We start from the raw sequence: 24,497 nt of genomic DNA, 5'->3' as shown, positions 1-24,497 counted from the left end.
TGGGTCGGGGCACGCCGGGGCGCCCCTCACTCCGCCAGTGGTGCGCGGGTGCGCGAGTTCACGACTCCTCTATGGCCGCCAGTGCCGGATCCAGGATCACGTCCTCCCCCCGCCCGGCGATGGTCGGCTCCTCCGGAAAGTGGCAGGCGGTGAGGTGCCCCGACTCGTTCCCCTGCAGCCGCACCAACGGAGGCTCCACGTCCGCGCACTTCTCCCGGGCCTTCCAGCACCGCGTCCGGAACCGGCACCCCGACGGCGGGTTGATCGGCGACGGCACATCACCGGCGAGCCGGATGCGTTCCCGGTCGTCGTCGGGGTCGGCCTCCGGCGCGGCGGACAGCAGGGCGTGGGTGTAGGGATGCCGCGGACGCTCGTAGATGTCCGCCCGGTCCCCGATCTCCACGATCTTGCCCAGGTACATCACCGCGACCCGCTGCGAGAAGTGCCGCACGATGGCCAGGTCATGGGCGATGAACAGGAACGCGATGCCCATCTCCCTCTGGAGTTCCTGCAACAGGTTGACGACCTGCGCCTGGATGGACACGTCCAGCGCGGACACCGGCTCGTCGGCGACGATCAGCTTGGGCTGCAGGGCCAATGCCCGGGCCACACCGATGCGTTGCCGCTGACCGCCGGAGAACTCGTGGGGGAACCGGTTGTAGTGCTCGGGGTTGAGGCCCACGATCTCCAGCAGCTCACGGACCCGCTTCTCTCGGCCGCCCTGCGGATTGACCCCGTTGATCTCCATCGGCCCGGAGATGATGTTGCCGACGGTCTGCCGCGGATTGAGCGAGGCGTACGGATCCTGGAAGATCATCTGGATCTCGGAGCGGATCGGCGCGAGCTGCTTGCGGTTGGCGTGGGTGATGTCCTGCCCGCGGTAGCTGATCTTTCCCGCGGTCGGCTCCAGCAGCCGGGTCACCAGCCGTCCGGTGGTGGACTTGCCGCACCCCGACTCGCCGACCAGGCCGAGGGCCTCGCCCGCCCGTACGTGGAAGTCCACCCCGTCCACCGCCTGGACGGCGCCGACCTGCCGTTTGAAGAGGAAGCCGTCCAGCACCGGGAAGTGCTTGGTGACCCCGGACACCTCCAACAGCGGCTCTCCGGCGCGCCGTTCGGCGGCGGGCTTGTCCAGGGTGGGCCGGCTCGGAGGTTCGGGGGTCTGCTCCGGGGACAACGTGGGGTCGCTCATCGGTGTTTCCTCGGCTCCTGATCAGCCTGCTCGGCCCAGCAACGGCTGGATCCGCTCGGCGAAGATTGACTGCTTCTGCTCGGTCGCGAGATGGCAGGCGGACCCCCTGCCGTCCTCCAGCGCGAGTGGCGGACGCTCGTCCTGGCACAGGGTGCCGCCCACCTCGTCGCGGAACGCGCAGCGTGGATGGAACGGGCAGCCGGACGGCGGGTTGAGCAGACTCGGCGGGGTGCCCTTGATCGGCTGCAACGGCGCGTCCACCGAGGCGGACAGCCGTGGGATGGAACTCAACAGGCCCCACGCGTAGGGATGTTGCGGGGTCTTGAGGATGTCCCGGACGCTGCCCCGCTCCACGCACCGCCCGGCGTACATCACCAGCACGTCGTCGCAGACGTTGGCCACCACGCCCAGGTCGTGGGTGATGAAGATGATCGCGGTGCCGGTCTCCTGCTGGAGGTCCTTGAGCAGGTCGAGGATCTGCGCCTGCACCGTCACGTCGAGTGCGGTCGTCGGCTCGTCGGCGATCAGCAGCTCCGGGTCGCAGACCAGCGCGAGCGCGATCATCGCGCGCTGCCGCATACCGCCGGAGAACTGGTGCGGGAAGTCGTCCACCCGGGTCTGCGGCTGCGGGATACCGACCTTGCGCAGCATCTCGACCGCCCGGTCCCGGGCCTCCTTCTTGCTCGCCCCGGTGTGCTTGCGGAACGGTTCGGCGATCTGCCGGCCGACGGTGTAGTACGGGGAGAGCGCGGTCAGCGAGTCCTGGAAGATCATCGCCATCTTGTTGCCGCGCAGCTTCTCCAGCGTCCTGTTCGTGGCGCCGGTCAACTCCTGGCCGTCCAGCACGATCTCGCCGCTGATGGCGGTGTTGCGGGGGTTGTGCAGGCCGAGCACGGCGAGGTTGGTGACGGACTTGCCGGATCCGGACTCGCCGACGATGCCGAGCGTTCTGCCGCGCTCCAGGTCGAAGGAGAGTCCGTCCACCGCCTTGACGGTCCCGTCCTCGGTGGCGAACCGGACGTACAGATCACGCACGGAGAGGAACGGAGCGCCCGCGTCCTGGGGCGACGCCTGCCCTTCGGGCTGGGTGAGGGTGGTCATGGGAGGGGTCTCCTGGGAAGCGGTGCGTGGGGCGGGGCGGACGGGCCGGTCATGCGAGCCGGATCCGCGGATCGATGAAGGCGTACGAGGCGTCGATCAGCACGTTGAACAGGACGATGGACGCGGCGCTGAACAGCATCACGCCCATCTCCAGCGGTAGGTCCGTCTGGAGCACGGCGGCCACCGCCAGCTGTCCGATGCCGTGCAGTCCGAAGGTGGTCTCGGTGATGATCGCGCCACCGAAGACGGAGCCGAGGTCGATGCCGAAGATGGTGACGATGGGGCCCATCGCACCGCGCAGCGCGTACCGGAAGAAGACGTAGCGCCAGCTCATGCCCTTCGCCCGGGCGGTGCGCACATGCTCCTCGGAGAGCTGCTCCACCATCAACGACCGGGTCTGGCGGCTGTAGTTGGACCAGAAGATCACCGACATCACCAGCGCGGGCAGGATCATCCTGGTGATGGAGCCGACGGGGTCGTGCGCCCAGTCCACGTCATGACCGCGGTCCAGCCAGCCGAGGGTGTCGGCGAACAGGTAGATGGCGAGCGGGCCGATGAAGTAGATCTGCACCGACTGGCCGGTGAGGGAGATACCGCTGGCGACCTTGTCGAACAGCGAGCCCTGCTTGGCGGCCGAGATGAGGCCGAGTCCGACACCGATGGTCAGGAAGATGGCCGCGCCCATGATGGCGAGGGTCAGCGTGGTGGGGTAGCGGTCCTTGATGATGTCCCACACCGGCTGCTGGTTGGCGAAGGAGAAGCCGAAGCACGGGGCGTTGCAGTGTCCGATCGGCATGTCACGGCCGGCGAACAGCCCGACCATGTAGTGCCAGTACTGGACCGGGATCGGCTGGTCCAGCCCCAGGTTGTGGTGGATGAGCGCGACTTGCTGCGGCCCGCAGTTCTTGCCGCAGGACAGCAGCGCTGGATCGGCCGGGAGGGCGAAGAAGAGGAAGTAGGTGACGGCGCTGATCAGGATGAGGATGACGATGGCGCCGAGCACCCGGCGTACGAGAAATCGGAGCATTGGTCGGGATCTTCCGTAAGGGGGGCGGCGCCGTTGGCGTCGGCGTCACGGTCGGAGGGGAAGTGGTTCCAGGCCGATCCGGCCGGAGGCGGCCGGTCCCGCCCCCGTCGGGACAGGACCGGCGCGCCAATCCGGTTGGTGCGGTTCCTACTTCACGTAGACGGTGTTGGCGTTGATGACACCGAGGTCCTGGCGGTAGGTCACGCCGCCGAGGCCCTCACCGTAGATCCCGAAGAACTTGTCGTAGGCGTAGGGGATGGCCGGGACGTCGTTCTTCACGATGTACTCCGACAACTGCTCCCAGGCGGCCTGTTGCTGCGACAGGTCGGTGATCGCGTTGATCCGGTCGATCTCGGAGTTCACGTGCGGGTCGTTCAGGTGCGAGTAGTTGGGGTTGCCGTCGGCGATCTGCCGCCCGTCCTCGGTCGGCGGGATGACGGTGGAGCCGTTCGGCCAGTCCGCGCCCCATCCGGTGCGGTACAGGTCGTACGGGTTGTTCACCTTGCCGACCAGCGTGTAGTACGACGTCAGGTCCAGCGACTGCAGCTGCAGGTTGATACCCGCCTTGGCGAAGGCGTTCTTCAAGGTGCTGGCGAAGTTCTGCCACTTGTCGTTGTTGGCGAAGGCGAGGGTCAGCTTCAGGTTGGAGACCCCGGCCTCCTTCAACAGCTCCTTGGCCTTCTCGGGGTCGCCGTTGGGGTGGGTCAGCTTGCCGAACGGGTCGTAGGGCTTGAAGCCGCTGACGGTCGGACTGATCAGGTTGCTGGCCATCTCCCCCTGCGCCTCGCCGCCGAGTGCCTGCTGCACCTGCTTCATCGGGAAGGCGTACTCGATCGCCTGGCGCACCTTCGGGTCCTTGACCCGAGAGGTGTTGATGGAGAGCACGTCGACGAACGGCTGGTACTGGTTGACGGTGCGCGTCTTGTACTTCGGGTCGCTCAGGATCGCCGCCATCTGCGTCGGGGCCGCGGACTGGGAGAGCGACAGGGCGTCCTTGTCGTCACCGGCGCCGGCCATCAGACGCTCGGTCAGGCCCGGGTCCGGAACGTTGATCTCGAAGTTCCACTTGTCCGGGTAGGCGTCGCGGATCGGGTCGGTCTTGGGGTCCCAGTAGGTGTTGCGGGTGAGGACCAGCGACTTGCCCGGGTTGTAGCTCTCGATCTTGTACGGGCCGGTGGAGACCGGGTGCAGGTCGTACTTCTGCTTGGTGTCCTTGGACTTGGGGATCGGCGAGATGTTCGGCATCGACATCGCGTACGGAGCGTCCGCGTGCGGGGCCTGGAAGTGGAAGACGATGGTCTTGCTGTCCGGGCAGGAGATCAGCGAGTCCGGCAGGTCCTTGCCGCCGTACGGTCCCGGGTAGGTCTTGCGGTAGTCCGTGCCCGACAGCCAGGTCTGGACGTAGATCGGGCCCTCGGTCTCGAAGTCGGCGTAGAGGCGCTCGATGCCGTACTTGATGTCCTGGGACGTGATCGGGGTGCCGTCCTCGTACTTGAGGCCGTCCTTGAGGTGGTACGTCCAGGTCTTCTTGTCGGCCGAGGGGTCACCGGTGTCGGTCGCCAGGTCGCCTACGAGCTTCTCGGAACCGGTCTTCGGGTCGATCTTGTACCCGGTCAGTGTGCGGCTGTAGAGCGAGGCTATCGCCTGCTGGTTGCTGACGTAGAGCTGGCCGGGGTCGAGGTGGTTGAAGTCGGACTGCTCCAGGTCGTTGACCGTGCCGCCCTTCTTCGCGCCGTCGACCGCCAGAGCCGGGCCCTGCGAGTCGGCCGCCGTGCCCACGGTGATGGTCTGCACCGTGGGCTTCGCGACGTCGGCCGTGCCCCCGCCCGCACCCCCGCCGCCCCCACTGCTGCACGCGCTCAGGCTCAGCGCCCCCACCGCCAGCACCGCGGCGTAATGAGTCTTACGCATTCTCATGGATTCCTGCCTGTCACTGATCTGCGACTGCCTGGAAGTCGGCCTGCCGGGACCCGGCTGCGGCGACCTTGGACACTCAACGGATGGTCTTGGGATCGAGAGCGTCCCGGACCGAGTCCCCGAGCAGGTTGAAGGCGATGACGAAGACCGCCATCGCGATGCCGGGGAAGAACATGTAGGTGATGTCGGACTGGTAGAACTGCGCCGCGTCCTGGAACATCAACCCCCAGTCGGGAGTGGGGTTCTGCATGCCGACGCCGAGGAACGACAGGCCCGCCTCCGCGGTGACGTTGACCGGAAGCAGCAGGGTCGCCTGGACAAGGATCGTGCTCCAGACATTGGGCAGCAGCTCCTTGCGGATGATGCGCCACGAGGACGCGCCGCTGAGCTTGGCCGCCTCGATGTACTCGCGCTCGCGCAGGCTGAGCACCTGGGCGCGTACGAGGCGCCCGAGGCTCATCCAGCCGAGCGCGAACTGGACGAGCACCAGCGCCAGGAAGCGGATGGTCGTCGACTCCTGGTCACCCGGCTTGACGAAGACCGCCGCGATGACCGGGGTGAACGCGATGAAGAACAGCTGCTGGGGGAAGGACATCATCAGGTCGGAGAACCGGCCGACGAAGTAGTCGGTCCTGCCACCCGCGTAACCCTGGAAGAGGCCGACCGCGACACCGGCGACCACCGACAGGATCGTCACGCACAGCGCGATGCCCAGCGAGGTGCGGATACCGTAGACCAGCAGCGCGAAGATGTCCCGGCCCAGGTTCGGTTCGATGCCGAACCAGTGGCTGCCGTCGATCCCGCCGTTCGGCTTGATCGGGTAGCCGTAGGAGTTGAGCAGGTTGTCGTCCTGCCCGTAGAGCTTGTACGGGCTCTTGCCGGTGACCGCGGTGATCACCGGCGCGAAGATCGCGATCAGGATGAAGATCCCGACGATGACGGCGCACACGATGCCGGTCCGGTCCCGTTTGAAACGGAGCCAGGCCAGTTGCCTGGGGGAGCGCCCTACGAGTTCCGGGGCGATCTTGGAACCGGAACTGTTCGCTGTGGCGTCCTCAGGAACGGGCTCCGGCTCCGTCGCTGCCTGAGTAGGACTGGTCATTGGGCTTCCATCCCCGCGCAGTGGGTCGACGCGGCTTTGAGTGAATGCCGCGGGTTGTGCGGACTTTCGCAATGGATTCATTGCGGAGTCAAGAGGGGGAACCCCGGGAAAGTGATGTTCTTCAGCTTCTTGAGCGAAGATTTTGCGGATTGCCGCGCCCGCGTGCTTGACAATGATCAATTCATTGGGGCGAAGGTGCCTAAACGGGCATCAAGTGACTTAACATTCCGGCAACTTGACTGTCGCATCACCGATATACGGACGCTTCACGCTGAACACCGTACGGCCGTGCGGGTGCCGTGGATCGACCGGGGTGGTCCGCTTATGCCCCGGTCGATCGCCCGTGTCCCGGTCCGGTCCCGCGGCCTGCTGGAGTCCTCGGGGAATTTCGTCAACGGTAGTGACACCACCCCCAGTGGTGTCCTACTGTTCGGAATTCTCGGGAGGACGCCGGAACCATTCCTCGCCGGTTGTCACGCCATGCCCAGAGACTTCTTGAGGAAGTCGACCTGGAGCAGCAGCAAGTTCTCCGCCACCTGCTCCTGCGGAGTCATGTGCGTTACGCCGGACAACGGAAGCACTTCATGGGGGCGGCCCGCGGCCAGCAGTGCCGAGGAAAGTCGCAGCGTGTGCGCCGCGACTACGTTGTCATCGGCCAGACCGTGAATGATCATCAATGGCCGCGCGTGTTCCGCTGGTACGGACAAGCCCGCTTCTGTGACGAGCGAGTTGGCGTCGTACACGTTCCCGGATTCCGCCGGATCCCCCAGGTACCGCTCGGTGTAGTGGGTGTCGTACAACCGCCAGTCGGTGACCGGTGCGCCCGCGACGCCCGCGTGGAAGACGTCGGGACGGCGCAGCACCGCGAGCGCCGCCAGATAACCGCCGTACGACCAGCCGCGGATGGCCACCCGGCCGAGGTCCAGCGGATGGTCGGCGGCCAGCGCGCGCAGCGCGTCCACCTGGTCGTCCAGCGTCGCCCCGGCGAAGTCCCCTGCGATGGACTTCTCCCACGCCGGAGAGCGGCCCGGCGTGCCGCGGCCGTCCGCGACGATCACCGCGAAGCCCTGGTCGGCGAACCACTGCGAGGTCAGATGCGCGTTGTGCGCGGCCACCACCCGCTGGCCGTGCGGGCCGCCGTACGGATCCATGAGCACCGGAAGCGGACCGTCCGACGCCTGGTAGCCGGTGGGCAGCAGCACGGCGGCCGGGATGCGGCGCTCGGCCGCCGCCACCAGCGTTGGCCGCGCGGTCAACAGCGGGGGCTCGGCGTGCGAGGCGATCCGGGCGATCTCCTTGCCGTCGCGCAGTACCCGCACCCTCACGCCGGGGTGCTCCAGGGAGGAGGAGGACACCACCGTCAACGGGCCGCCGCGTACGGCCGAGTGCACGCCCGGTGTCGGGGACAGGCGCTCCACGGCGCGCTCCGTGACCCGGTAGACATGCACCTCGCCCAACTCACCCGCCTGCGCCTCCGGTTGGGATTCCGCTTCGGTTCCGGACGAGGCCGACACCAGGATGCCGTCCTCGGCCACGTCGAGCACCGCCCGCACGTGCAGCCGCGCATCGGTCAGCGCCCGTTCGGCCACCATGAGCACCCGGGCGCCGTCCTGGTCGGCGATCCGGACCAGTTCACCGTCCGGGGTCCAGGCCGGGGCGCCGGAGAACAGCTCCAGCCACACCGGGTCCGTCTCCTGGCGGACCGGCGTCGTCCCGCCGGTCTCCGGGTCCACCGACAGATACACCTGGGAGCGCTGGTCGCGGGACTGCACCAGCAGCAGCGGCGGACCGGACGCCGACCAGTGCGCCCGGGCCAGATACGGATAGCGGTCCTGGTCCCAGGCCACCTCGGTGCGTGTGCCGTCCAGGTCGAGCAGCGCCAGGGTGACGCGCGCGTTGGGGGTACCGGCGGCGGGGTAGCCGACCTCGGCCGGGGGGTTCGACGGATGCGCCGGGTCGGCGATCCACCAGCGCCGCACCGGGGACTCGTCCACGTGCGCGGCCAGCAGCCGGTCGCTGCGCGGCGACCACCAGAAGCCGCGGTGGCGGCCCATCTCCTCGGCGGCGATGAACTCCGCCAGGCCCCAGGTGTGCCGCGGGTCCCCGGGCTCCGCAAGCGCGCGGTCGCCGCCGCCGTCGGCGTGGACGACGCGCAGGGCGCCCTGCGCGACATATGCGATCAGGCGGCCGTCGGGGGAGGGCCGAGGGTCCATCACCGGTCCGGGCACGGGAAGTTCACGCGTGGTGCCCACACGCAGCTCGGTGGCGAACAGGCGGCCGGAGAGGGTGAACGCGGCCAACTCGACGGCCTGGTCCACCGCGTAGCCGACGATCCCGGCCGAGCCCTCCCTGCTGCGTTCCCGCCGCGCCTGCTCCTGCGGGCTCAGTTCCTCTTCCGCGCCCGCGAGGAGGGTGCGGGGGTCGGCCACGACGCGTTCGTCGCCCGTCGCGGTGTCCAGGAGCCAGAGCAGGTTGGTGCGGTTCGTACCGGACGGTGAGCGGAGGAAGGCTACCCGGTCGCCGTCGGGTGAGGGGGAGAAGGATCTGGGGGCGCCCAGGGTGAACCGCTGGGTTCTGGCGTGCTGTTTGGGGAAGGTCATGCGGTGACGCTATGCGCTCGCGGTGGCGTTGCGTATGGTTCGCCCGTCCGCCCACCCGTTTGCCCTCGCCCTCTGTCCGCCGTTGCGCACGGTCGGCCTCGGGTGCCGGTGCGCGACTGCGCCGTGGCGGCTTGTGCTTCCCCGGCCACGTTGCCCTGCGCCTCTGCCTGGCGTTGCGCTCCGCTGCCCGGGGCGGGGGTGAGTGCCCGGGAACCGCGCACCGCGTGCTTCGTCGGACGGTCGCGGTGCTTCGCGGGTCGCGTCAGGAGACTCCGGCACACCCCACGTTGAGTCCGCGCCGCGCCTGGGGCGGTGGTCGGGGCAGGTGGGCAGGGACTTCCCTGACCTGTTGCGTAGAACACATCGCACCAGTGATGGAGGCCCCGTCGGAGAGGTGTCAACACGGTGATTTCTCAGAGGAGTTACCCAGGAAGCCCTCATCTTCCCAGGCAGGCGGGGGGCGTTGCCCCCGAGGCCGCGAAGTGCGCACCGTAGGTGCGCACAAGCGTGCGCCCCCACATGCATCCGTGCACCGAGGTATGCGGACTCACGGAAAGTTATGATCAGTTGCCGTAGGTTGTAATACCCGGATGGCAAGGTCCCGTGGGTGCGTACCTGGAGGTGAGCCGTTGTGGCACTCTCGATTTCGGCGGTGCTGCTGCTGCTGATCATCGTGGTCCTGCTGGTCAACAAGTCCGGACTGAAGGGCCTGCACGCCCTCGTCTGTGTACTGCTCGGGTTCTTCCTCGCCAGTTCCTCCGTGGCACCCACCATCCGGGAGCTGACCACGAACGTGGCGAGCATGATCGGCAACTTCAAGTTCTGACCGGCTCAGGCCATACGCTGCGGGTATGACCGAATCCGACGGCCCGGACGGGCTGCCCGCTCGACGACTGCTGCTCGTCCACGCGCACCCCGACGACGAGTCCATCAACAACGGCGCCACGATGGCCAAGTACGCCGCGGAGGGTGCCCACGTCACCCTGGTGACCTGCACCCTGGGCGAGGAGGGCGAGGTCATCCCGCCCGAACTGGCGCACCTGACGTCAGACCGGGACAACATCCTCGGCGAGCACCGCATCGGCGAGCTGGCCGCCGCCATGCGCGAACTCGGGGTCACCGACCACCGCTTCCTGGGCGGCCCCGGCCTGTACCGCGACTCCGGGATGATGGGCGCCCCGCAGAACGAACGCCCGGACTGCTTCTGGCAGGCCGACCTGGACGAGGCGGCCGGGCATCTGGTCGCCGTGATCCGCGAGGTACGGCCGCAGGTCATGGTGGCGTATGACCCGAACGGCGGATACGGGCACCCCGATCACATCCAGGCCCACCGGATCGCCATGCTCGCCGCCGACCTGGCCGCCGAACCCGGCTTCCGGCCGGACCTCGGCGCGCCGCACGCGATCGCCAAGCTCTACTGGAACTGCGTACCGCGCTCCGCGGCCGAGGAGGGCTTCGCCCGGCTGCGGGCGGCGGGCTCGAACACCGGGTTCGCGGGCGTCGCGTCGATGGCCGACGTACCAGGCGTGGTGGACGACGACGAGGCGACCGTCGCCGTGGACGGCTCGGCGTACGTCGAGCGGAAGGCCGCGGCGATGCGCGCGCACGCTACCCAGATCGTGGTCGACGGCCCGTTCTTCGCCCTGTCGAACGACCTTGGACAGCCGCTGTTCGCCGTGGAGTACTACCGTATGGTGCGTGGTCACCAGCCGGCCGGGAGGGCCGGCGACCTCTTCGCCGGAACGGAGGTGTGAACGCGGCAGTGCGCATCGTGCAGTACGTGGTCCTGGGGATCCTCGGGGTGCTGGTCGCCGCCGCCGGGGCGGTCGCCCAGGACGGCTGGTTCCCGGGAGGCCTGATCCTCGCGCTGGCGGGCTGCGTGGGACTCTTCTACGGTGGTTCCCAACTCACCCGTAACCGACTGGGTGCCGCGGTGCCGACCGTGCTGTGGTTCCTCACGGTCATGTATCTCAGCGTCACCCGCCCCGAAGGCGACTTCCTGTTCGCGGCGGGCCTCGGCCCGTACATCTACCTGTTGGGCGGTATGGCGGTGGGCGTGATCTGTGCCACTCTACCGCGTCAAACGCCTCCGGGCGCCCCGGGCGCCCGACTTGGTACCGGATGACACCTGTGTGATGGGCTGACGGTCGGTCGGATCGGCGGTCGCCGGGCCGTTCCCGACGCTGGCCAGTATGGTGGTGCGCGCTGGCGAGCCGCCTGCTGATGGCCGTGACGGGTGGCGAAGCTAACCGGGAGAACCTGCTTTGAGCCGTGAAACTGACAGTTCGTCCTCAGGACCCCAGGGTCGCGGCGGCGCCGCGTACCCGTCCGGGACACCGCCGTACGGAACCCGCCAGTATCCGTCGCCGCGACCGCAGGAGGAACCGCGCGTCGGCGGGGTACCGGGCACCCCGGCAACTGCCGCGGGCGGCCAGGAGACTCCTGAGCCCGCGCCCGCCGAGCCGAAGACCGAGACCACACTGACCACCCGGATCCGGATCAACATCCCGGGCTCGCGGCCGATTCCGCCGGTGGTGGTGCGCACCCCGGTCTCCGAAGGAGCCGAGGGCGAGAGCGGTCAGGACGATTCCGCTTCTGCTTCCGCTTCCGGTCGCGGCAGTGCGCGGGCCAACTGGACGCCGCAGGGCGCCTCCTCGCCCGCGGACGGTGCTGCCGCCCCGCGCGGCACCGAGGCGGCGCAGACCGGCACGGGCGGTGCGGACAAGGGCGGGGCGGGTGCCAGCGACTGGTTCGCGCCGCGCAAGCCGGTGGCTCCAGCCGCCCAGCCCGCGGCCCGGCAGAAGCCCGCGACGCCGCCGGGGGGTTCGGCGCCGGGCGCGGGTGGGCCGGGCTCCGGGCAGCCCAACATCCCGTATCTGGACGACAGTCCGGGTGCGCCGGGTTCTTCGGCGTCTGGTGATCCGCTCTTCCCCGGGGCGGGTCCCGCGGCCTCCGGGCTGTCGTCCGGTTCGGGCGATCCGTTGTTCCCGGGGGCGGCTCCTTCGGCCTCCGGTTCGGGCGATCCCGTCTTCCCTGGTGCCGGTTCGCCCGCGTCCTCGCCGGAGCCGTTCGGAGGGCGGCTCGGTGGCGACGGCGGCGCGGGTGAGCATGGGCCGTTGGGCGGGCCGCCGCCCGGTAGCGTGCCGTTCCCCGGCTTCCCCTCGGCGGGCGGCGCGCCGGACATTCCCGAGGTGCCGAGCGGTCCGACCACCGGGCCCGTGACCGGGGGCATGTATATGCCGTCGGCCGCCGCCGAGGCACGCGACGGTGCGGCGTCCGACGGGTTGGCCGACCACGTCTCCGGCGACACCCTGGTCAGCGGCATCCCCGCGGTCACCGCGCCCGTTCCGCCCGCCGCGCCGAAGCCGCCCGCCGGGTCGGACGGAGGCGGGAAGTCCAAGCCGTCGGCCAAGGCCGCGCGCAAGGGCCGCTCCAAGGTGGCACTCGCCGGGATCGCGGTGCTGGCCGTGGCCGGCGTCGCCTACGCGGCGGGGCTGCTGATGGACCACGCCGACGTGCCGACCGGCACCACCGTGCTGGGCGTCGACATAGGCGGCAAGACCCGGGACGAGGCGGTCAAGGCACTGGACGCGGCGGTGGGCGACCGGGGCACCGCTCCGATCACCGTGCACATCGGGAACCAGGACAAGCAGCTCAAGCCGGAACTCGCCGGACTGTCGATCGACACCCGGGGTTCGGTCAGCCAGGTCGCGCACCGCGACTACAACCCGATCTCCGTGATCGGCTCCCTGTTCGGCGGCAAGCACGTGGTGGCGCCCACGGTCAACGTCGACCAGGAGAAGCTGCGCAGCCAGCTGCAGACCCTGTCGCCGAGCACCGGTGGCTCGGACGGCATGGTCAAGTTCGTGGACGGCAAGCCGGTCGGCGTACCCGGCACCCCGTACCAGGCCGTTGACGCGGACGCCTCGGTGCAGAAGATCACCGCCGCCTACACCCAGCGCGCGGAGACCGGCAAGAACGACCCGGTCGACCTGGCGGTCACCACGCACCAGCCGCAGGTCACCCAGGCCCAGCTCAACGAGGCGATCAAGAACATCGGCGATCCGGCGATGTCCGGGAAGATCACCGTGACGGCCGGAACGCACTCGGTGCTGTTCAGCCCGCAGAAGTCGCTGAGCAAGATCCTCACGATCGTCCCCGTGCCGGGCAACGGGAAGATGACGCTCCACATCGACCTCGCGGTCCTGAGGGAGCTGTACGGCAACGCCTTCGACGGTGTGCTGCTGGAGCGCGGCATCGGCACCAAGACGCCGGTCACCCCGCAGGACGTGGCATCGGCGATGCTGCCGGCGCTCGCCAAGACCGCGCCGGAGAAGACCGCGGTGATCCAGAACGTGGCCAACTGAGGTCGCGGCGAAAGCTCCACCGGGGCCGCGGTGGTCGCAGGACGACCGCCGCGGCCCGGCTCGTGGGAGCGGCATGGGAGCGCCGTCATGGTCCGGGTATGACATCTGTCATCCCCAGAACACGATGACCGGCACTGCCGCCGCCTCGCGGGACCCGCGAGGATTGTCCCCATGAGCGCAACAGCCGCACCGACGCCGCAGAAGCGGGACACGGCCACCCCGGCCGTCCGCTTCTCGCGGGTGAACAAGTCCTTCGGCCAGGTCAAGGCCGTCAACGACGTCAGCCTCGACCTGCACCCAGGCGAGACGGTGGCGCTGCTCGGGCCGAACGGCGCGGGCAAGTCCACCGCCCTCGATCTGCTGCTCGGCCTGCGCAACGCGGACTCCGGGACCATCGAGGTCTTCGGCACCACTCCGGCGCGGGCGATCGCCGAGGGCAAGGTCGGCGCGATGCTGCAAAGCGGCGGGCTGATGGAGGAGGTGAAGGTCCGCGAGCTGGTCAAGCTCGCCTGTGACCTGCACCCGAAGGCCTACCCGGTGCAGCGGGTGCTGGAGCACGCCGGGATCACCGAGATAGCCGACCGGATGGTCAACAAGCTGTCCGGCGGCCAGGAGCAGCGGGTGCGCTTCGCCATCGCCACCGCCGGGGCCAACGACCTGATCATCCTGGACGAGCCCACCACGGGTATGGATGTCACCGTGCGGCAGAGTTTCTGGGCCACGATGCGCCAGCAGGTGGCGCAGGGCCGTACGGTCCTGTTCGCCACCCACTACCTGGAGGAGGCGGACGCGATCGCCGACCGGGTGATCGTGCTGCACCGCGGTCGGGTGCTCGCCGACGGCTCGGCGACTGAGATCAAGGCGAAGGCCGGTGCCCGCCGGATCGTCTTCGACCTCGACGGCCAGGTGGACGAGGCCCCGCTGCGCGGGCTGCCGTTCCTGACCGCGCTCAGCGTCTCCGGACGCACGGTGCGCATCCAGTCCACCGACGCGGACGCCACCACGCACGCCATCTACGGGCTGGGCCTGTACCCCCGCAATCTGGAGGTCGCCGGGCTCGGACTTGAGCAGGCCTTCATAGCGATCACCGACGCTGCGACCGCTGAGGAGGCGGCACGATGAACACCTTCGCCTCTGGCGCCCTGATCAAGCTGGAGATCACGCGCACGCTGCGGAACAAGAGGTTCATGTTCTTCTCCGTGATCTATCCGGCCGCGCTGTTCCTGATGATCTCCGGCTCGTCCAGCAAGACGGACATGATCCCGCACACCAACCTGTCCATGCAGCTGTACTACATGGTCGGGATGGCCTCCTTCGGTGCGCTGACCGCCGTGCTGATGGGCAACAGCGAGCGGATCGCCAAGGAGCGGGAGAAGGGCTGGGTGCGGCAGCTGCGGCTGACCGCGCTGCCCGGCCATGGCTATGTGATCTCCAAGATCGCCTCGATGGCGACCGTCACCCTGCCCGCGATCGTGATCGTGGAGGTGGTCGCGGCGGTGGTCAAGGGCGTCCACTTGCAGGCCTGGCAGTGGGCCGCCCTCACCTTCGCCATCTGGGCGGGCAGCATGGTCTTCGCCGCCCTCGGTGTCGCCATCGGCTACATAGCCTCCGGTGATGCGGTCCGCCCGATCACGATGATCACGTACTTCGCGCTGTCCATCCTCGGCGGTCTGTGGATGCCGTCCACGGTCTTCCCGCAGTGGCTGCAGAACATAGCGAAGTGGCTGCCCACCTACGCCTACGCCGGTCTGGGCCACGCCATCGAGCAGGGCAACGCTCCTCATCTGCGGGACATCTCGCTGCTCGTCGTCTACCTGCTGGTCTTCGCAGGTGGGGCAGCATGGCTGTACCGCAAGGACACCCTCAAGGCGTAAGGGACAACGAATGACGGTGGACGAGCGCACGGACGCGGGGAGGGGCAGGGAAGTCTTCCTCGCGACAATGGGGCGCGCCCCGGAGAACCGTCTCCAGCAGTGGAGCAAGCTGTGCTGGGCGCTCATCTACCTGCTCTACCTGGGGTCGGCGGTGGGCGACCTGGCCTCGGGACGGCACTCGACGGTGGCGGTCGCGCTGGGCTGGGCGGGGCTGGTGCTGTTTGTCGGTTCGTATCTGTACCTGCTGCTGAACCGGCGGCCGCGGCGCGACATGCCGGCCTGGTGGCAACTGGCCATCGTGTGCGGCCTGTTCGCGCTCGCGCTGACCCTGTCCCTCACCCTCGGTGCGCCGTGGCTGGTGATGTTCACCTATGTGACGGTCAGCCTCGGGGTGCTGCTGCCGATCCGGCATGTGCTGTGGGCGGTGCCGCTCTGCGCGTTGACGATCCTGGCGGTCGGTTCGCTGCTCGGCACCAGGGAGTGGGACGTCTACTCGATCTTCTTCCCCGCGCTGCTGGGCGGCGCGGCGATGACGGGCGTCGGTCAGATGGGCCGGATGGTGCGGGAGCTGCGGGAGGCGAGGGAGACCGTCGCCCGGCTCGCGGCGGCCGAGGAGCGGCTGCGGCTCGCCCGCGATCTGCACGATCTGCTGGGCCACTCGCTGTCCCTGATCACGCTCAAGAGCGAACTGGCCGGGCGGATGCTGCCGGACAAGCCCGAGGAGGCGGCCAAGCAGGTGGCCGACATCGAACAGGTCAGCAGGCAGGCCCTGGTTGACGTCCGGGAGGCGGTCAGCGGCTACCGACGGCCCACGGTCGGCGTGGAGTTGGCCGGGGCGCGCACCGCGCTGCGGACCGCTGGCATGGAAGTGGACATCTCGCCCTCGCTGGACCTGCCGCTGGAGGACCAGTACCCGGGGCTCGGCGCCGAGGAGCAGGGCGCGCTGGCCTGGGCGCTGCGCGAGGCGGTGACCAATGTGATCCGGCACAGCGGCGCCAAGCACTGCTCGCTGACGCTGGACGAGGTCTGGGAGGCGGACGAGAGCCGCTATCTGCGCCTGGAGGTCGCCGACGACGGCCGTGGCCCCGGCCGCTCCCACCATCTGGGCAACGGCCTGGGCGGCCTGGAGGAACGCCTGACGCTCTCCGGCGGATGGCTGCGCACCGGCCCCTCGAAGCGTGGTGGCTTCTCGCTCGGCGCCTATGTGCCGCTGCGTACCGTGTGGCACGAGCGGCCCGACACTGACGAGATGCCCGGGGCGGCGCGTTATCCACAGGCGTGATCCACAGCCTTGCCGGGGTGTCCGGATGGCTCGCTACGCTGCACCAATGATCAGGGTGCTGCTGGCCGAGGACCAGTCCATGGTGCGAGAGGCGTTGGCGACGCTGCTCGGGCTGGAGGAGGACATCGATGTTGTCGCGCAGGTCGCGCGGGGCGACGAGGTGGTCGCCGCGGCCCGTGAGCAGGCGGTGGACGTGGCGTTGCTGGACATCGAGATGCCGGGGATGACCGGCATCGACGCCGCCGCGCAACTGCGCAGGGAGCTACCGGGCGTCAAGGTCGTCATCGTCACCACATTCGGGCGCCCGGGATATCTGCGCCGGGCCATGGAGCAGGGCGCCGACGCCTTCCTGGTGAAGGACGCCCCGGCGGCCCAACTCGCCGACGCGGTACGGCGGGTGCTGCGCGGGGAGAAGGTCATAGACCCGATGCTGGCGGCTGCGGCCCTCGCTGAGGGCGCCGATCCGCTCACCGCCCGGGAGCGCGATGTGCTGCGTGCGGCTGCCGATGGCGCGGTCAACTCCGAGATCGCCAAGGCGCTGCACCTGTCGGAGGGCACCGTGCGCAACTACCTGTCCACCGCCATCCAGAAGGCCGGGGCACGCAACCGCTCCGAGGCGGTCCGCATCGCCAAGGAGAAGGGCTGGCTCTGACCGGGCCTGCCCGGTAGGTCAGTTGAGCAGGGCGCGGGCCGAGCGGGCGCGCTGCCGGATGCCGTCGGCGATCGCCGGATCCATCGAGGCGACCAACTCGGCGTAGGCCTCCATCTCCGCCGCGCCGGTGGCGAACTCGCCTCGCTGCACCAGCAGTTGGGCGCGCTCCAGGCGCAGCCCGGCCGGATGGTGGGGCAACAGCAGGCCGAGTTCGATCGCCCAGAGCTGCACCCCGCTGTGCTCGGGGCGGGCCGCCGCCCACGCCCGGATGTTGTTGAGCACCCGGGCGACGATGTCCAGCGGTTCCGCGGGCGCGAACATGCCGGCCGACAGCGCGGTCCCGGTGCTGCCGAGGGCGCCCGCCACCAGGAGTTCGGCGTCCCCGGCGGCCAGTTGGCGTCCGCCGTTGAACGGGTCGACGAGCACTTGGCCGTCGTCCGGCTCACCGATGCCGACCACGAAGTGCCCGGGCAGCCCCACCCCGTACACCGGCGCGCCGAGGCGGCGTCCCACCTCGATCCACACCACCGACAGCAGGATCGGCAGCCCGCGTCTGCGCCGCAGCACATGGTGGAGCAGCGAGGACTCCAGCCGCCCGTAGTCCGAGGGCAGGCCGCGGAATCCATGGCGCCCGCCCAGTACCTCGGCCAGCACCTGGGCCCAGGCCCCCGGCCCGTCACCGGTGCGCTGCCGGGCGACCTCGTCGGCCAGCCGGTCGAGTTCGCCCAGGGCGTCGGCGATCACGGTCTGGTCGAACCCGGTCGCGGCCTCCGCTCCGACCAGCAGGCACAGCAGTGCGAGGTCGGGGCACTCACCGCGCGCGGCCTCAGCGAACCGGCGCCGCCTGTCGACGATGTTGTCCATGACGCGCCACCTACCTGGTGCCGCCCTGCGGGGCGCGGCGGTAGTGGTAGCCGTGGTGGGCGGTGAAGCCCATCCGTTCGTAGAGGGCGCGGGCGCCCTCGTTCTCCTCCTCCACTTGGAGATACCCGCCCGTGGCGCCTTCATCCAGCGCTTTGCCCGCGAGTGCCGCGAGCACCGCGGTGGCCAGCCCCGACCGCCGTCGCCGTGGGTCGACCTCCACCGCGCCGAACTGCGCCCAGCGCCCGTCCACCACGCACCGCCCGATCGCCGCCGGGCCCGTCTCGTCGCCGGGCACCGTGGCGAACCACACCGACGGTCCCCCGGTCAGCACCCGCACCGCGGCTTCGGCCAGCTCGCCGGTGCGGTGGTAGCGGGCCAGCCAGCCGGCGTCCGGTGCCCGGCTGAGCGTGACCCGCTCGGCTCCCGGACCGTCGGCGACCGGTGCGACGGGGCCGGTGTAGACCAGGGTGTGCGCCTCCGCGGTCCAGCCGTCCCGGGCCAACCCGTCGTCAAGACGTTCATCGGAATCCGTCGTTCCGGTGGCGACCTGGACGTACGGGACCAGCCCGCGCTCGCCGTACCAGTCCCGGACCCGGCGGATCGCGGTATCGGGTGGCAGCCCCGGATCGCCCAGCGGCAGCACGGAGTTGGCCCTTCTGGTGAACCCCTCGGAGGCGCGTAGCAGCCAGTCGCCGAGCCGCTCGGTCTCCAGCGCGGGCCAGCCGCGCGAGGCGAGTTCCTGCAGTTCGTGCGCGGTCGCGGCGGGCGGCGCCAGACGGCGTGGGCGGGCCGGACGGTCGGGGACCACCTTGCCCGCTACCAGCGACCGTTCCGGAATGTGGACGGTCTCGCCGTTCCGTCGTGTGATGATGAGCACACCCTCGTTCCAGGATGTGAGAAGCCCTACGGCGTCGGTGAATACCGGGCGAGCGCCGACGATCTCCGCTACCCTCCGCACCGATACACGTTTTCCCACGTCAGAGGGGGTAATGCGGACTTCGAGCCGTCCACCACCAGCGAACTCCACCGATCGGTCAACCCCTCTTGTTCGTATGCGGCCCGGGAACGGAGATACTAGGAGGTGGGCATCGACGCCGCGCTCCCGCGCGCCACGCGGCGGAGCCGCACCGGTCCGCCGGCCCTATCGAGGAGGAACGACAGCGTGACCTACGTCATCGCGCAGCCTTGTGTCGACGTCAAGGACAAGGCATGCATCGAGGAGTGCCCCGTCGACTGCATCTACGAGGGCTCGCGGTCCTTGTACATCCACCCGGACGAATGCGTCGACTGTGGGGCCTGTGAGCCGGTCTGCCCGGTTGAGGCGATCTTCTACGAGGACGACACCCCCGAGGAGTGGAAGGACTACTACAAGGCGAACGTCGAGTTCTTCGACGAGCTGGGTTCGCCGGGTGGTGCCTCCAAGCTGGGCCTGATCGAACGTGACCACCCGTTCATCGCCGCCCTGCCGCCGCAGAACCAGGACCACGGGTAAGTCGGCTGACTACCGGTCCGCATAGCGATCGATGATGGCGTCGGTCCCGTACGGCTGTGGGCCGTGCGGGACCGACGGCGTAGCACGCGAGAAAGCGAGCTGTACGTGGCGCGAGTGACTGACCGCCTTCCGGTCTTCCCCTGGGACCGCCTTGAGCCCTACAAGACCGCGGCCACCGCGCACCCCGACGGTGTGGTGGACCTGTCGGTGGGCACCCCCGTAGATCCGGTGCCCGCCGTGATCCAGCAGGCGCTGACCGACGCCGCCGACAGCCCCGGCTATCCGCTGACGTACGGCACGGCCGCGCTGCGCGAGGCGATCGCGGGGTGGCTGCACCGGCGGCTCGCGGTGGACGCGGATCCCGCCGCGGTGCTGCCGCTGATCGGCTCCAAGGAACTCGTCGGCTGGCTGCCGGTACTGCTCGACCTGCGCGAGGGCGACCAGGTCGGCTATCCGCAGCTGGCCTACCCGACCTACGAGATCGGGGCGCTGGTGGCCCGCGCCGAGGCGGTCACCTATGCCGACCCGGTGGCGGACCTCGACCCCACGCGTGTCCGGCTGCTCTGGCTCAACACCCCGTCCAACCCGACCGGCCGCACCCTGGACGCCGCCGAGCTGCGCCGGATCGTGGCCTGGGCGCGCGAGCACGGGGTGCTGGTGGTCTCCGACGAGTGCTACGTCGAACTCGGCTGGGAGACCGAGCCGGTGTCGATCCTGCACCCCGAGGTCTGCGGCGGCAGCCATGACGGCCTGATCGCCGTGCACTCGCTGTCCAAGCGGTCCAACTTCGCCGGTTACCGGGGGGCGTTCCTCGCCGGTGACCCGACGGTGGTCAAGGAACTGCTGGCGGTACGCAAGCACCTCGGAATGATCGTCCCGGCGCCGGTGCAGCGGGCGATGATCGCGGCGCTGGGCGACCAGGCGCACGCGGACGAGCAGTACGAGCGCTACGCCCGCCGCCGAGCCGCGCTGCGCACCGCGTTCGAGGGCGCCGGCTTCCGCATCGAGCACAGCGAGGCCTCGCTGTACCTGTGGGCGACCCGCGACGAGCCGTGCTGGGACACCGTCGGCGACCTGTCCAAGCAGGGCATTCTGGTGGCACCCGGAGAGTTCTACGGCCCGGCGGGCGAGCGGCACGTACGCATCGCCTTCACGGCCACCGACGAGCGGGTGGCCGAGGCGGTGCGCCGACTGGGCGGCGACGCGTAGGGCCGAACGAACAAGCGTCAGGGCCTGGGAAGCACGCGCTTCCCAGGCCCTCACGCTTGTTCGTGCTGTCAGCCGCCCAGGGACGGCAGGTCGGCGCCGCCGACCGGGAGGTTGCTGGTCGGCAGCTTGCTGGCGGTGGCGGACTTGGCGGCGCCGCCGACGACGTTGCCAGCCGTCTGGTTGGCCTGGCCGACCAGCTTGTTGGCGGCCGGGCCGGCGCTCTGGCCGGTCTTGCTGACGGCGTTGGTGGCGGCCGGCAGCACCGTCTTGGCCGCGTTGGAGCCCGCCTCGTTGACCACGCCCACGGCCTTGTGCGCGGTGGCGTCGGCGTTGTGGATGGTCTCCGGGCTGCTCAGTCCGCTCAGGCCGTTGGTCGCGGGCATCTCGGCGGCCTGCGCAGCGCTGGCGCCCATCCCGATGACGGGGGCAGCCGCCGCCACCAGCACGGCGGCCCGGGCGATCCGGCTCTTGAGGGGGAGAGACATGGTGCTCCTTTTACGGAGAGATGAGGACATGAGGTGTCCGCAGGCGGACGCCGTGACTACCGCGTGAGAAGCCCTAAAGTTGCGGTTGTTCGAGGTAAAGAGTTGGCAATGTGTCGCATAATAGACTTTCGGGAGAATAGGGCATTCCTGCTGGTTCTCGGGCAGCGGAGGAAACGTCACCGCGCAGGTGCCCCAAGGGAGTTGAGGGATTGCGTGGAATGCGCGGGCGTGGTGCTCAAGGAGTCTTGCCGAGCGCTCCGTATTCCCCTTGCGGGGTAACATCCGGAACTTTGCGCGACTAGTGCTCGACGGTGATCCGAACATCCCCGTACGAATGTCCGGGCCGTGCCGCGTCCTTCACCCAGCCGCTGCCGGATTCCCGTGCCCGCCAAATCCGGCCGCGATATGCCACCTCGGCGATCCGCAGCTCCGGCGCGTGCGCCACCGCCCACTGCGCCAGCGCCCAGCCGTGCTGCGTCGGGTCCTCGTCCGTCGGGTCGGCGGCCGCGTCGCCGGGCACCGTCACCGTGGAGCCGCTGGTGTCCCCGGGCAGGGCGCCCGTGCCCGCCGCCTCGGCCGGGGCGCCGTCCGCGCTGTCCTGCCGCTCCAGCACCTGCGCGCCGAACTCGCGCGCCAGCCGCTGCCGTACCTCCGCCGGATCGCCCGGGCTGCCGCCCGACGGCACCCGGCAGCTCAGGCTGGGCTCCCGCCCGTACAGCGCGGCGGCCAGCATCGAGGCGTCCGCCTCGTGCTTGGCGTAGGCCTGCGGGAAGCCGCTGTGCTGCACCTTCTGCGCGGCGGCGGTCAGCGGAAGCCGTGAGTAGCCGGGGATCTTGACCAGCTCGTCGAAGAACTCCCCGGACGAGTAGACCGGGTCCAGGATCTGCTCCGCGGTGCCCCAGCCCTGGGACGGGCGCTGCTGGAACAGGCCCAGCGAGTCGCGGTCGCCGCCCTTGATGTCGTGCAGCTTCGACTCCTGCATCGCCGTAGCCAGGGCTATCGTCAGCGCCCGCTCCGGCAGGTCGCGCGAGGAGGCCACGGCACCGATCGTCGCCGCGTTCGCCGCCTGCGGCTGCTGGAGGCCGAGTCGCGTGCCGTTCGCCTCCACGTAGCAGTCCAGACCGTGCGAACCCGTCCAGTCCACGAAGACCACGTACCCCACCACCGTGAGCAGCGCCAGCAGCGCGGCGGCGCACCGGATGCGACGGCCGCGCGGGGCACGAGTGCCCCCGGAGGTCTGGTGCGATGGCTGGGATACGGGCACGGACGACACCGTACTTGAGCCCGCCGCACCGCCGAATTCCCGGACCCGGCCCGGGATGGCCCCAGGTAGGGTCGCCGACATGAGCACACCCGCACTCGATCTCAGCCAGGACGCGGCGGCCGTCACCGCGCAGCTCGTCGACATCCCGTCGGTCAGCCGGGCGGAGAAGCCGCTCGCGGACGCCGTCGAGCAGGCGCTGCGCGAACTGCCGCACCTGACCGTCGACCGGGACGGCGACGCGGTGGTGGCCCGCACCAACCTCGGGCGGGCCGAGCGGGTCGTACTGGCCGGGCACCTGGACACCGTGCCGATCGCCGACAACGTGCCGTCGCGGCTGGTGGACGGGGTGCTGCACGGCTGCGGCACCAGCGACATGAAGTCCGGCGTCGCGGTCCAACTGCGGCTGGCAGCCACGCTGACCGAGCCCAACCGCGACCTGACCTTCGTCTTCTACGACGCCGAGGAGATCGCGGCCGAGTTCAACGGCCTCAAGCGGCTCGCCGAGCACCGCCCCGAGTGGCTGACCGGTGACTTCGCGGTGCTGATGGAGCCCACCGACGCGCTGGTCGAGGGCGGTTGCCAGGGAACCCTGCGGGTACGGGTGGAGACCACCGGCCGCCGCGCCCACTCGGCGCGCGCCTGGCTCGGCGAGAACGCCATCCACGCCGCGGCGCCGGTGCTCGCACGGCTGGCGGAGTACCAGCCGAGGCAGGTGGAGATCGACGGGCTCACCTACCGCGAGGGGCTGAACGCGGTGCTGATCGAAGGCGGTCACGCCACCAACGTCATCCCCGACAGCTGCGCGGTGACCGTCAACTACCGTTTCGCGCCCAACCGTTCGGAGGAGGAGGCGCTGGCGCACGTGCGGGAGGTCTTCGAGGGCTTCACCGTGGTGCTCACCGACTCCGCGCCGGGTGCCATGCCGGGGCTGTCGCATCCGGCCGCCGCCGCGTTCGTCGCGGCGATCGGCGGCAGGCCCGCGCCGAAGGACGGCTGGACCGATGTGGCCCGGTTCTCCGCCCTCGGCATCCCGGCCGTCAACTACGGTCCCGGTGACCCCAAGCTCGCCCACACCCGTGAGGAACACGTGGCCACCTCGGCGATCCTGGAGTGCGAGGACCGGCTGCGCCACTGGTTGGGGGCGTAGCGGGCCCTGGGTACGTACGCTGCAATCGGTGGCCCGCAACGGGCCGGGCGCGGGAAGGAGCGGTACGACGTGGGCAGTGGCAACGCGGAGGACCCGGGGCGGGAGCGCAGCTTGCGCGAGGCACAGGAGGCCGCCGCGGCGGCGAACGCGACCGCCGAGGCCGTCCCCTGCGGCCAGGGCTGGCCGGAGCGGCACACCGGGCCGGTGGTGCGGCGCCGGGGCCAGGTCCAGACGGGGACGACGGACCAGCGGCTGCTGGACAGCCAGGGGCCGACGGACTGGCTGCACGGCGATCCGTGGCGGGTGATGCGCATCCAGTCCGAGTTCGTCGAGGGCTTCGGCGCGCTGGCCGAACTCGGGCCCGCGATCAGCGTGTTCGGGTCCGCCCGCACTCCCGCCGACTCGCCCGAGTACGAGGCGGCGGTACGCATCGGACGGGCGCTGGCCGGGGCCGGGTACGCGGTGATCACCGGAGGCGGTCCCGGGGCGATGGAGGGCGCCAACAAGGGGGCGTGCGAGGCGGGCGGCGCCTCGGTCGGCCTCGGCATCGAGCTGCCCTTCGAGCAGGGGCTCAATCCCTATGTCGACGTGGGCATCAACTTCCGCTACTTCTTCGTGCGCAAGACGATGTTCGTCAAGTACGCGCAGGGGTTCGTCGTGCTGCCGGGCGGCTTCGGCACGCTGGACGAACTCTTCGAGGCGCTGACACTGGTCCAGACCAAGAAGGTGACCCGCTTCCCGATCGTGCTGTTCGGCGTGGACTACTGGCGCGGCCTGGTGGACTGGGTACGGGACACCCTGGTCGCCGAGGGCAAGGCGTCCCGGCATGACCTGGAGCTGTTCCAGCTCACCGACGACGTGGACGAGGCGGTCAAGTTCGTCACCAAGGAGGCGGACCGCTGAGCGGCGGCGGCCCCGTCCG

At 69.9% G+C, this 24,497-nt stretch carries 22 protein-coding genes; 12 read left to right on the top strand and 10 right to left on the bottom strand.

What is annotated here, in order from left to right; genetic code table 11:
* Window positions 1-58: 58 nt before the first annotated feature.
* The 6 genes from O5O46_RS02005 to O5O46_RS01980 all read right to left on the bottom strand — a co-directional run bounded on the left by O5O46_RS02005 (window position 59) and on the right by O5O46_RS01980 (window position 8,939).
* Window positions 59-1,192: an ABC transporter ATP-binding protein gene (locus tag O5O46_RS02005; RefSeq protein WP_269853424.1), complete on the bottom strand. Its 1,134-nt coding sequence runs from the start codon at window positions 1,190-1,192 to the stop codon at window positions 59-61.
* A gap of 21 nt (window positions 1,193-1,213) precedes the next feature.
* The gene (locus tag O5O46_RS02000; protein WP_269853423.1) at window positions 1,214-2,293 is read right to left on the bottom strand and encodes an ABC transporter ATP-binding protein; all 1,080 of its coding nucleotides are present in this window, start codon (window positions 2,291-2,293) and stop codon (window positions 1,214-1,216) included.
* Window positions 2,294-2,342: 49 nt separating this feature from the next.
* Window positions 2,343-3,320 carry an ABC transporter permease gene (locus O5O46_RS01995; RefSeq protein ID WP_269853422.1) on the bottom strand — a complete coding sequence of 326 codons (978 nt, stop codon included), beginning with the start codon at window positions 3,318-3,320 and terminating at the stop codon, window positions 2,343-2,345.
* Between the two features lie 147 nt (window positions 3,321-3,467).
* Window positions 3,468-5,231, bottom strand: a complete 1,764-nt coding sequence (locus tag O5O46_RS01990; RefSeq protein WP_269853421.1) for an ABC transporter substrate-binding protein — start codon at window positions 5,229-5,231, stop codon at window positions 3,468-3,470.
* Between the two features lie 82 nt (window positions 5,232-5,313).
* Window positions 5,314-6,339, bottom strand: coding sequence for an ABC transporter permease (locus O5O46_RS01985; RefSeq protein ID WP_269853420.1), 1,026 nt, complete (start codon window positions 6,337-6,339; stop codon window positions 5,314-5,316).
* 473 nt (window positions 6,340-6,812) lie between these two features.
* Entirely contained in the window at window positions 6,813-8,939 is a 2,127-nt protein-coding gene (locus O5O46_RS01980) for a S9 family peptidase (RefSeq protein WP_269853419.1), read from the bottom strand.
* A 631-nt stretch (window positions 8,940-9,570) separates the two neighbouring features.
* Here O5O46_RS01980 and O5O46_RS01975 point away from each other — a divergent pair.
* From O5O46_RS01975 to O5O46_RS01940, 8 genes are all read left to right on the top strand, one after another.
* Window positions 9,571-9,765 (top strand): hypothetical protein, encoded by a 195-nt coding sequence (locus O5O46_RS01975; protein ID WP_269853418.1) that lies wholly within the window; start codon window positions 9,571-9,573, stop codon window positions 9,763-9,765.
* Window positions 9,766-9,790: 25 nt separating this feature from the next.
* The gene (mshB, locus tag O5O46_RS01970) at window positions 9,791-10,693 is read left to right on the top strand and encodes an N-acetyl-1-D-myo-inositol-2-amino-2-deoxy-alpha-D-glucopyranoside deacetylase (RefSeq protein ID WP_269853417.1); all 903 of its coding nucleotides are present in this window, start codon (window positions 9,791-9,793) and stop codon (window positions 10,691-10,693) included.
* The gene (locus tag O5O46_RS01965; protein ID WP_269853416.1) at window positions 10,690-11,064 is read left to right on the top strand and encodes a DUF6113 family protein; all 375 of its coding nucleotides are present in this window, start codon (window positions 10,690-10,692) and stop codon (window positions 11,062-11,064) included. Before mshB ends, O5O46_RS01965 begins: the two co-directional genes overlap by 4 nt.
* Window positions 11,065-11,203: 139 nt before the next feature.
* Window positions 11,204-13,306 (top strand): hypothetical protein, encoded by a 2,103-nt coding sequence (locus tag O5O46_RS01960; RefSeq protein ID WP_269853415.1) that lies wholly within the window; start codon window positions 11,204-11,206, stop codon window positions 13,304-13,306.
* 171 nt (window positions 13,307-13,477) lie between these two features.
* The gene (locus O5O46_RS01955) at window positions 13,478-14,428 is read left to right on the top strand and encodes an ABC transporter ATP-binding protein (RefSeq protein ID WP_269853414.1); all 951 of its coding nucleotides are present in this window, start codon (window positions 13,478-13,480) and stop codon (window positions 14,426-14,428) included.
* On the top strand, window positions 14,425-15,180 hold the full coding sequence (locus O5O46_RS01950) for an ABC transporter permease (RefSeq protein WP_269853413.1): 756 nt from the start codon (window positions 14,425-14,427) through the stop codon (window positions 15,178-15,180). The genes O5O46_RS01955 and O5O46_RS01950 overlap by 4 nt, the downstream gene beginning before the upstream one ends.
* A 10-nt stretch (window positions 15,181-15,190) precedes the next feature.
* The gene (locus tag O5O46_RS01945) at window positions 15,191-16,462 is read left to right on the top strand and encodes a sensor histidine kinase (protein WP_269853412.1); all 1,272 of its coding nucleotides are present in this window, start codon (window positions 15,191-15,193) and stop codon (window positions 16,460-16,462) included.
* A gap of 46 nt (window positions 16,463-16,508) precedes the next feature.
* Entirely contained in the window at window positions 16,509-17,114 is a 606-nt protein-coding gene (locus tag O5O46_RS01940) for a response regulator transcription factor (RefSeq protein ID WP_269853411.1), read from the top strand.
* Between the two features lie 18 nt (window positions 17,115-17,132).
* Here the strand turns inward: O5O46_RS01940 and O5O46_RS01935 are convergent, their stop codons facing one another.
* Window positions 17,133-17,978, bottom strand: coding sequence for a SirB1 family protein (locus O5O46_RS01935; RefSeq protein WP_269853410.1), 846 nt, complete (start codon window positions 17,976-17,978; stop codon window positions 17,133-17,135).
* Window positions 17,979-17,988: 10 nt separating this feature from the next.
* The gene (locus O5O46_RS01930; RefSeq protein ID WP_269853409.1) at window positions 17,989-19,005 is read right to left on the bottom strand and encodes a GNAT family N-acetyltransferase; all 1,017 of its coding nucleotides are present in this window, start codon (window positions 19,003-19,005) and stop codon (window positions 17,989-17,991) included.
* 135 nt (window positions 19,006-19,140) lie between these two features.
* On the opposite strand from O5O46_RS01930, the gene fdxA reads away from it, so the two are divergent.
* Window positions 19,141-19,470, top strand: a complete 330-nt coding sequence (fdxA, locus tag O5O46_RS01925) for a ferredoxin (protein WP_269853408.1) — start codon at window positions 19,141-19,143, stop codon at window positions 19,468-19,470.
* 105 nt (window positions 19,471-19,575) lie between these two features.
* A complete protein-coding gene (dapC, locus tag O5O46_RS01920) occupies window positions 19,576-20,679 on the top strand; it encodes a succinyldiaminopimelate transaminase (protein WP_269853407.1) in 1,104 nt (367 codons plus the stop codon).
* Window positions 20,680-20,747: 68 nt separating this feature from the next.
* On the opposite strand, the gene O5O46_RS01915 is transcribed toward dapC, so the two are convergent.
* Together O5O46_RS01915 and O5O46_RS01910 are read right to left on the bottom strand one after the other, a co-directional pair.
* Window positions 20,748-21,164 (bottom strand): ATP-binding protein, encoded by a 417-nt coding sequence (locus tag O5O46_RS01915; RefSeq protein ID WP_269853406.1) that lies wholly within the window; start codon window positions 21,162-21,164, stop codon window positions 20,748-20,750.
* 298 nt (window positions 21,165-21,462) lie between these two features.
* The gene (locus O5O46_RS01910; protein WP_269853405.1) at window positions 21,463-22,428 is read right to left on the bottom strand and encodes a hypothetical protein; all 966 of its coding nucleotides are present in this window, start codon (window positions 22,426-22,428) and stop codon (window positions 21,463-21,465) included.
* 79 nt (window positions 22,429-22,507) lie between these two features.
* On the opposite strand from O5O46_RS01910, the gene dapE reads away from it, so the two are divergent.
* Together dapE and O5O46_RS01900 are read left to right on the top strand one after the other, a co-directional pair.
* Window positions 22,508-23,575, top strand: coding sequence for a succinyl-diaminopimelate desuccinylase (gene dapE, locus O5O46_RS01905; protein WP_269853404.1), 1,068 nt, complete (start codon window positions 22,508-22,510; stop codon window positions 23,573-23,575).
* 69 nt (window positions 23,576-23,644) lie between these two features.
* A complete protein-coding gene (locus tag O5O46_RS01900; protein ID WP_391858320.1) occupies window positions 23,645-24,478 on the top strand; it encodes a TIGR00730 family Rossman fold protein in 834 nt (277 codons plus the stop codon).
* The last annotated feature ends 19 nt before the right edge of the window (window positions 24,479-24,497 follow it).

This window comes from Streptomyces sp. RPT161 (genome assembly GCF_027533845.1).
Taxonomy (GTDB): domain Bacteria; phylum Actinomycetota; class Actinomycetes; order Streptomycetales; family Streptomycetaceae; genus Streptantibioticus_A; species Streptantibioticus_A silvisoli_A.
Note: the sequence above shows the minus strand (reverse complement) of the source record. Positions and strands in the feature narration are given on the sequence as shown.

What these genes read in the sequence shown, in the direction of transcription:
- O5O46_RS02005 (WP_269853424.1), bottom strand. Translation starts at nt 1,192, where the DNA reads ATGAGCGACCCCACGTTGTCCCCGGAGCAGACCCCCGAACCTCCGAGC.
- O5O46_RS01980 (WP_269853419.1), bottom strand. Translation starts at nt 8,939, where the DNA reads ATGACCTTCCCCAAACAGCACGCCAGAACCCAGCGGTTCACCCTGGGC.
- O5O46_RS02000 (WP_269853423.1), bottom strand. Translation starts at nt 2,293, where the DNA reads ATGACCACCCTCACCCAGCCCGAAGGGCAGGCGTCGCCCCAGGACGCG.
- O5O46_RS01955 (WP_269853414.1), top strand. Translation starts at nt 13,478, where the DNA reads ATGAGCGCAACAGCCGCACCGACGCCGCAGAAGCGGGACACGGCCACC.
- mshB (WP_269853417.1), top strand. Translation starts at nt 9,791, where the DNA reads ATGACCGAATCCGACGGCCCGGACGGGCTGCCCGCTCGACGACTGCTG.
- O5O46_RS01940 (WP_269853411.1), top strand. Translation starts at nt 16,509, where the DNA reads ATGATCAGGGTGCTGCTGGCCGAGGACCAGTCCATGGTGCGAGAGGCG.
- O5O46_RS01985 (WP_269853420.1), bottom strand. Translation starts at nt 6,339, where the DNA reads ATGACCAGTCCTACTCAGGCAGCGACGGAGCCGGAGCCCGTTCCTGAG.
- O5O46_RS01990 (WP_269853421.1), bottom strand. Translation starts at nt 5,231, where the DNA reads ATGCGTAAGACTCATTACGCCGCGGTGCTGGCGGTGGGGGCGCTGAGC.
- O5O46_RS01950 (WP_269853413.1), top strand. Translation starts at nt 14,425, where the DNA reads ATGAACACCTTCGCCTCTGGCGCCCTGATCAAGCTGGAGATCACGCGC.
- dapE (WP_269853404.1), top strand. Translation starts at nt 22,508, where the DNA reads ATGAGCACACCCGCACTCGATCTCAGCCAGGACGCGGCGGCCGTCACC.
- O5O46_RS01935 (WP_269853410.1), bottom strand. Translation starts at nt 17,978, where the DNA reads ATGGACAACATCGTCGACAGGCGGCGCCGGTTCGCTGAGGCCGCGCGC.
- O5O46_RS01995 (WP_269853422.1), bottom strand. Translation starts at nt 3,320, where the DNA reads ATGCTCCGATTTCTCGTACGCCGGGTGCTCGGCGCCATCGTCATCCTC.
- O5O46_RS01915 (WP_269853406.1), bottom strand. Translation starts at nt 21,164, where the DNA reads ATGTCTCTCCCCCTCAAGAGCCGGATCGCCCGGGCCGCCGTGCTGGTG.
- O5O46_RS01945 (WP_269853412.1), top strand. Translation starts at nt 15,191, where the DNA reads ATGACGGTGGACGAGCGCACGGACGCGGGGAGGGGCAGGGAAGTCTTC.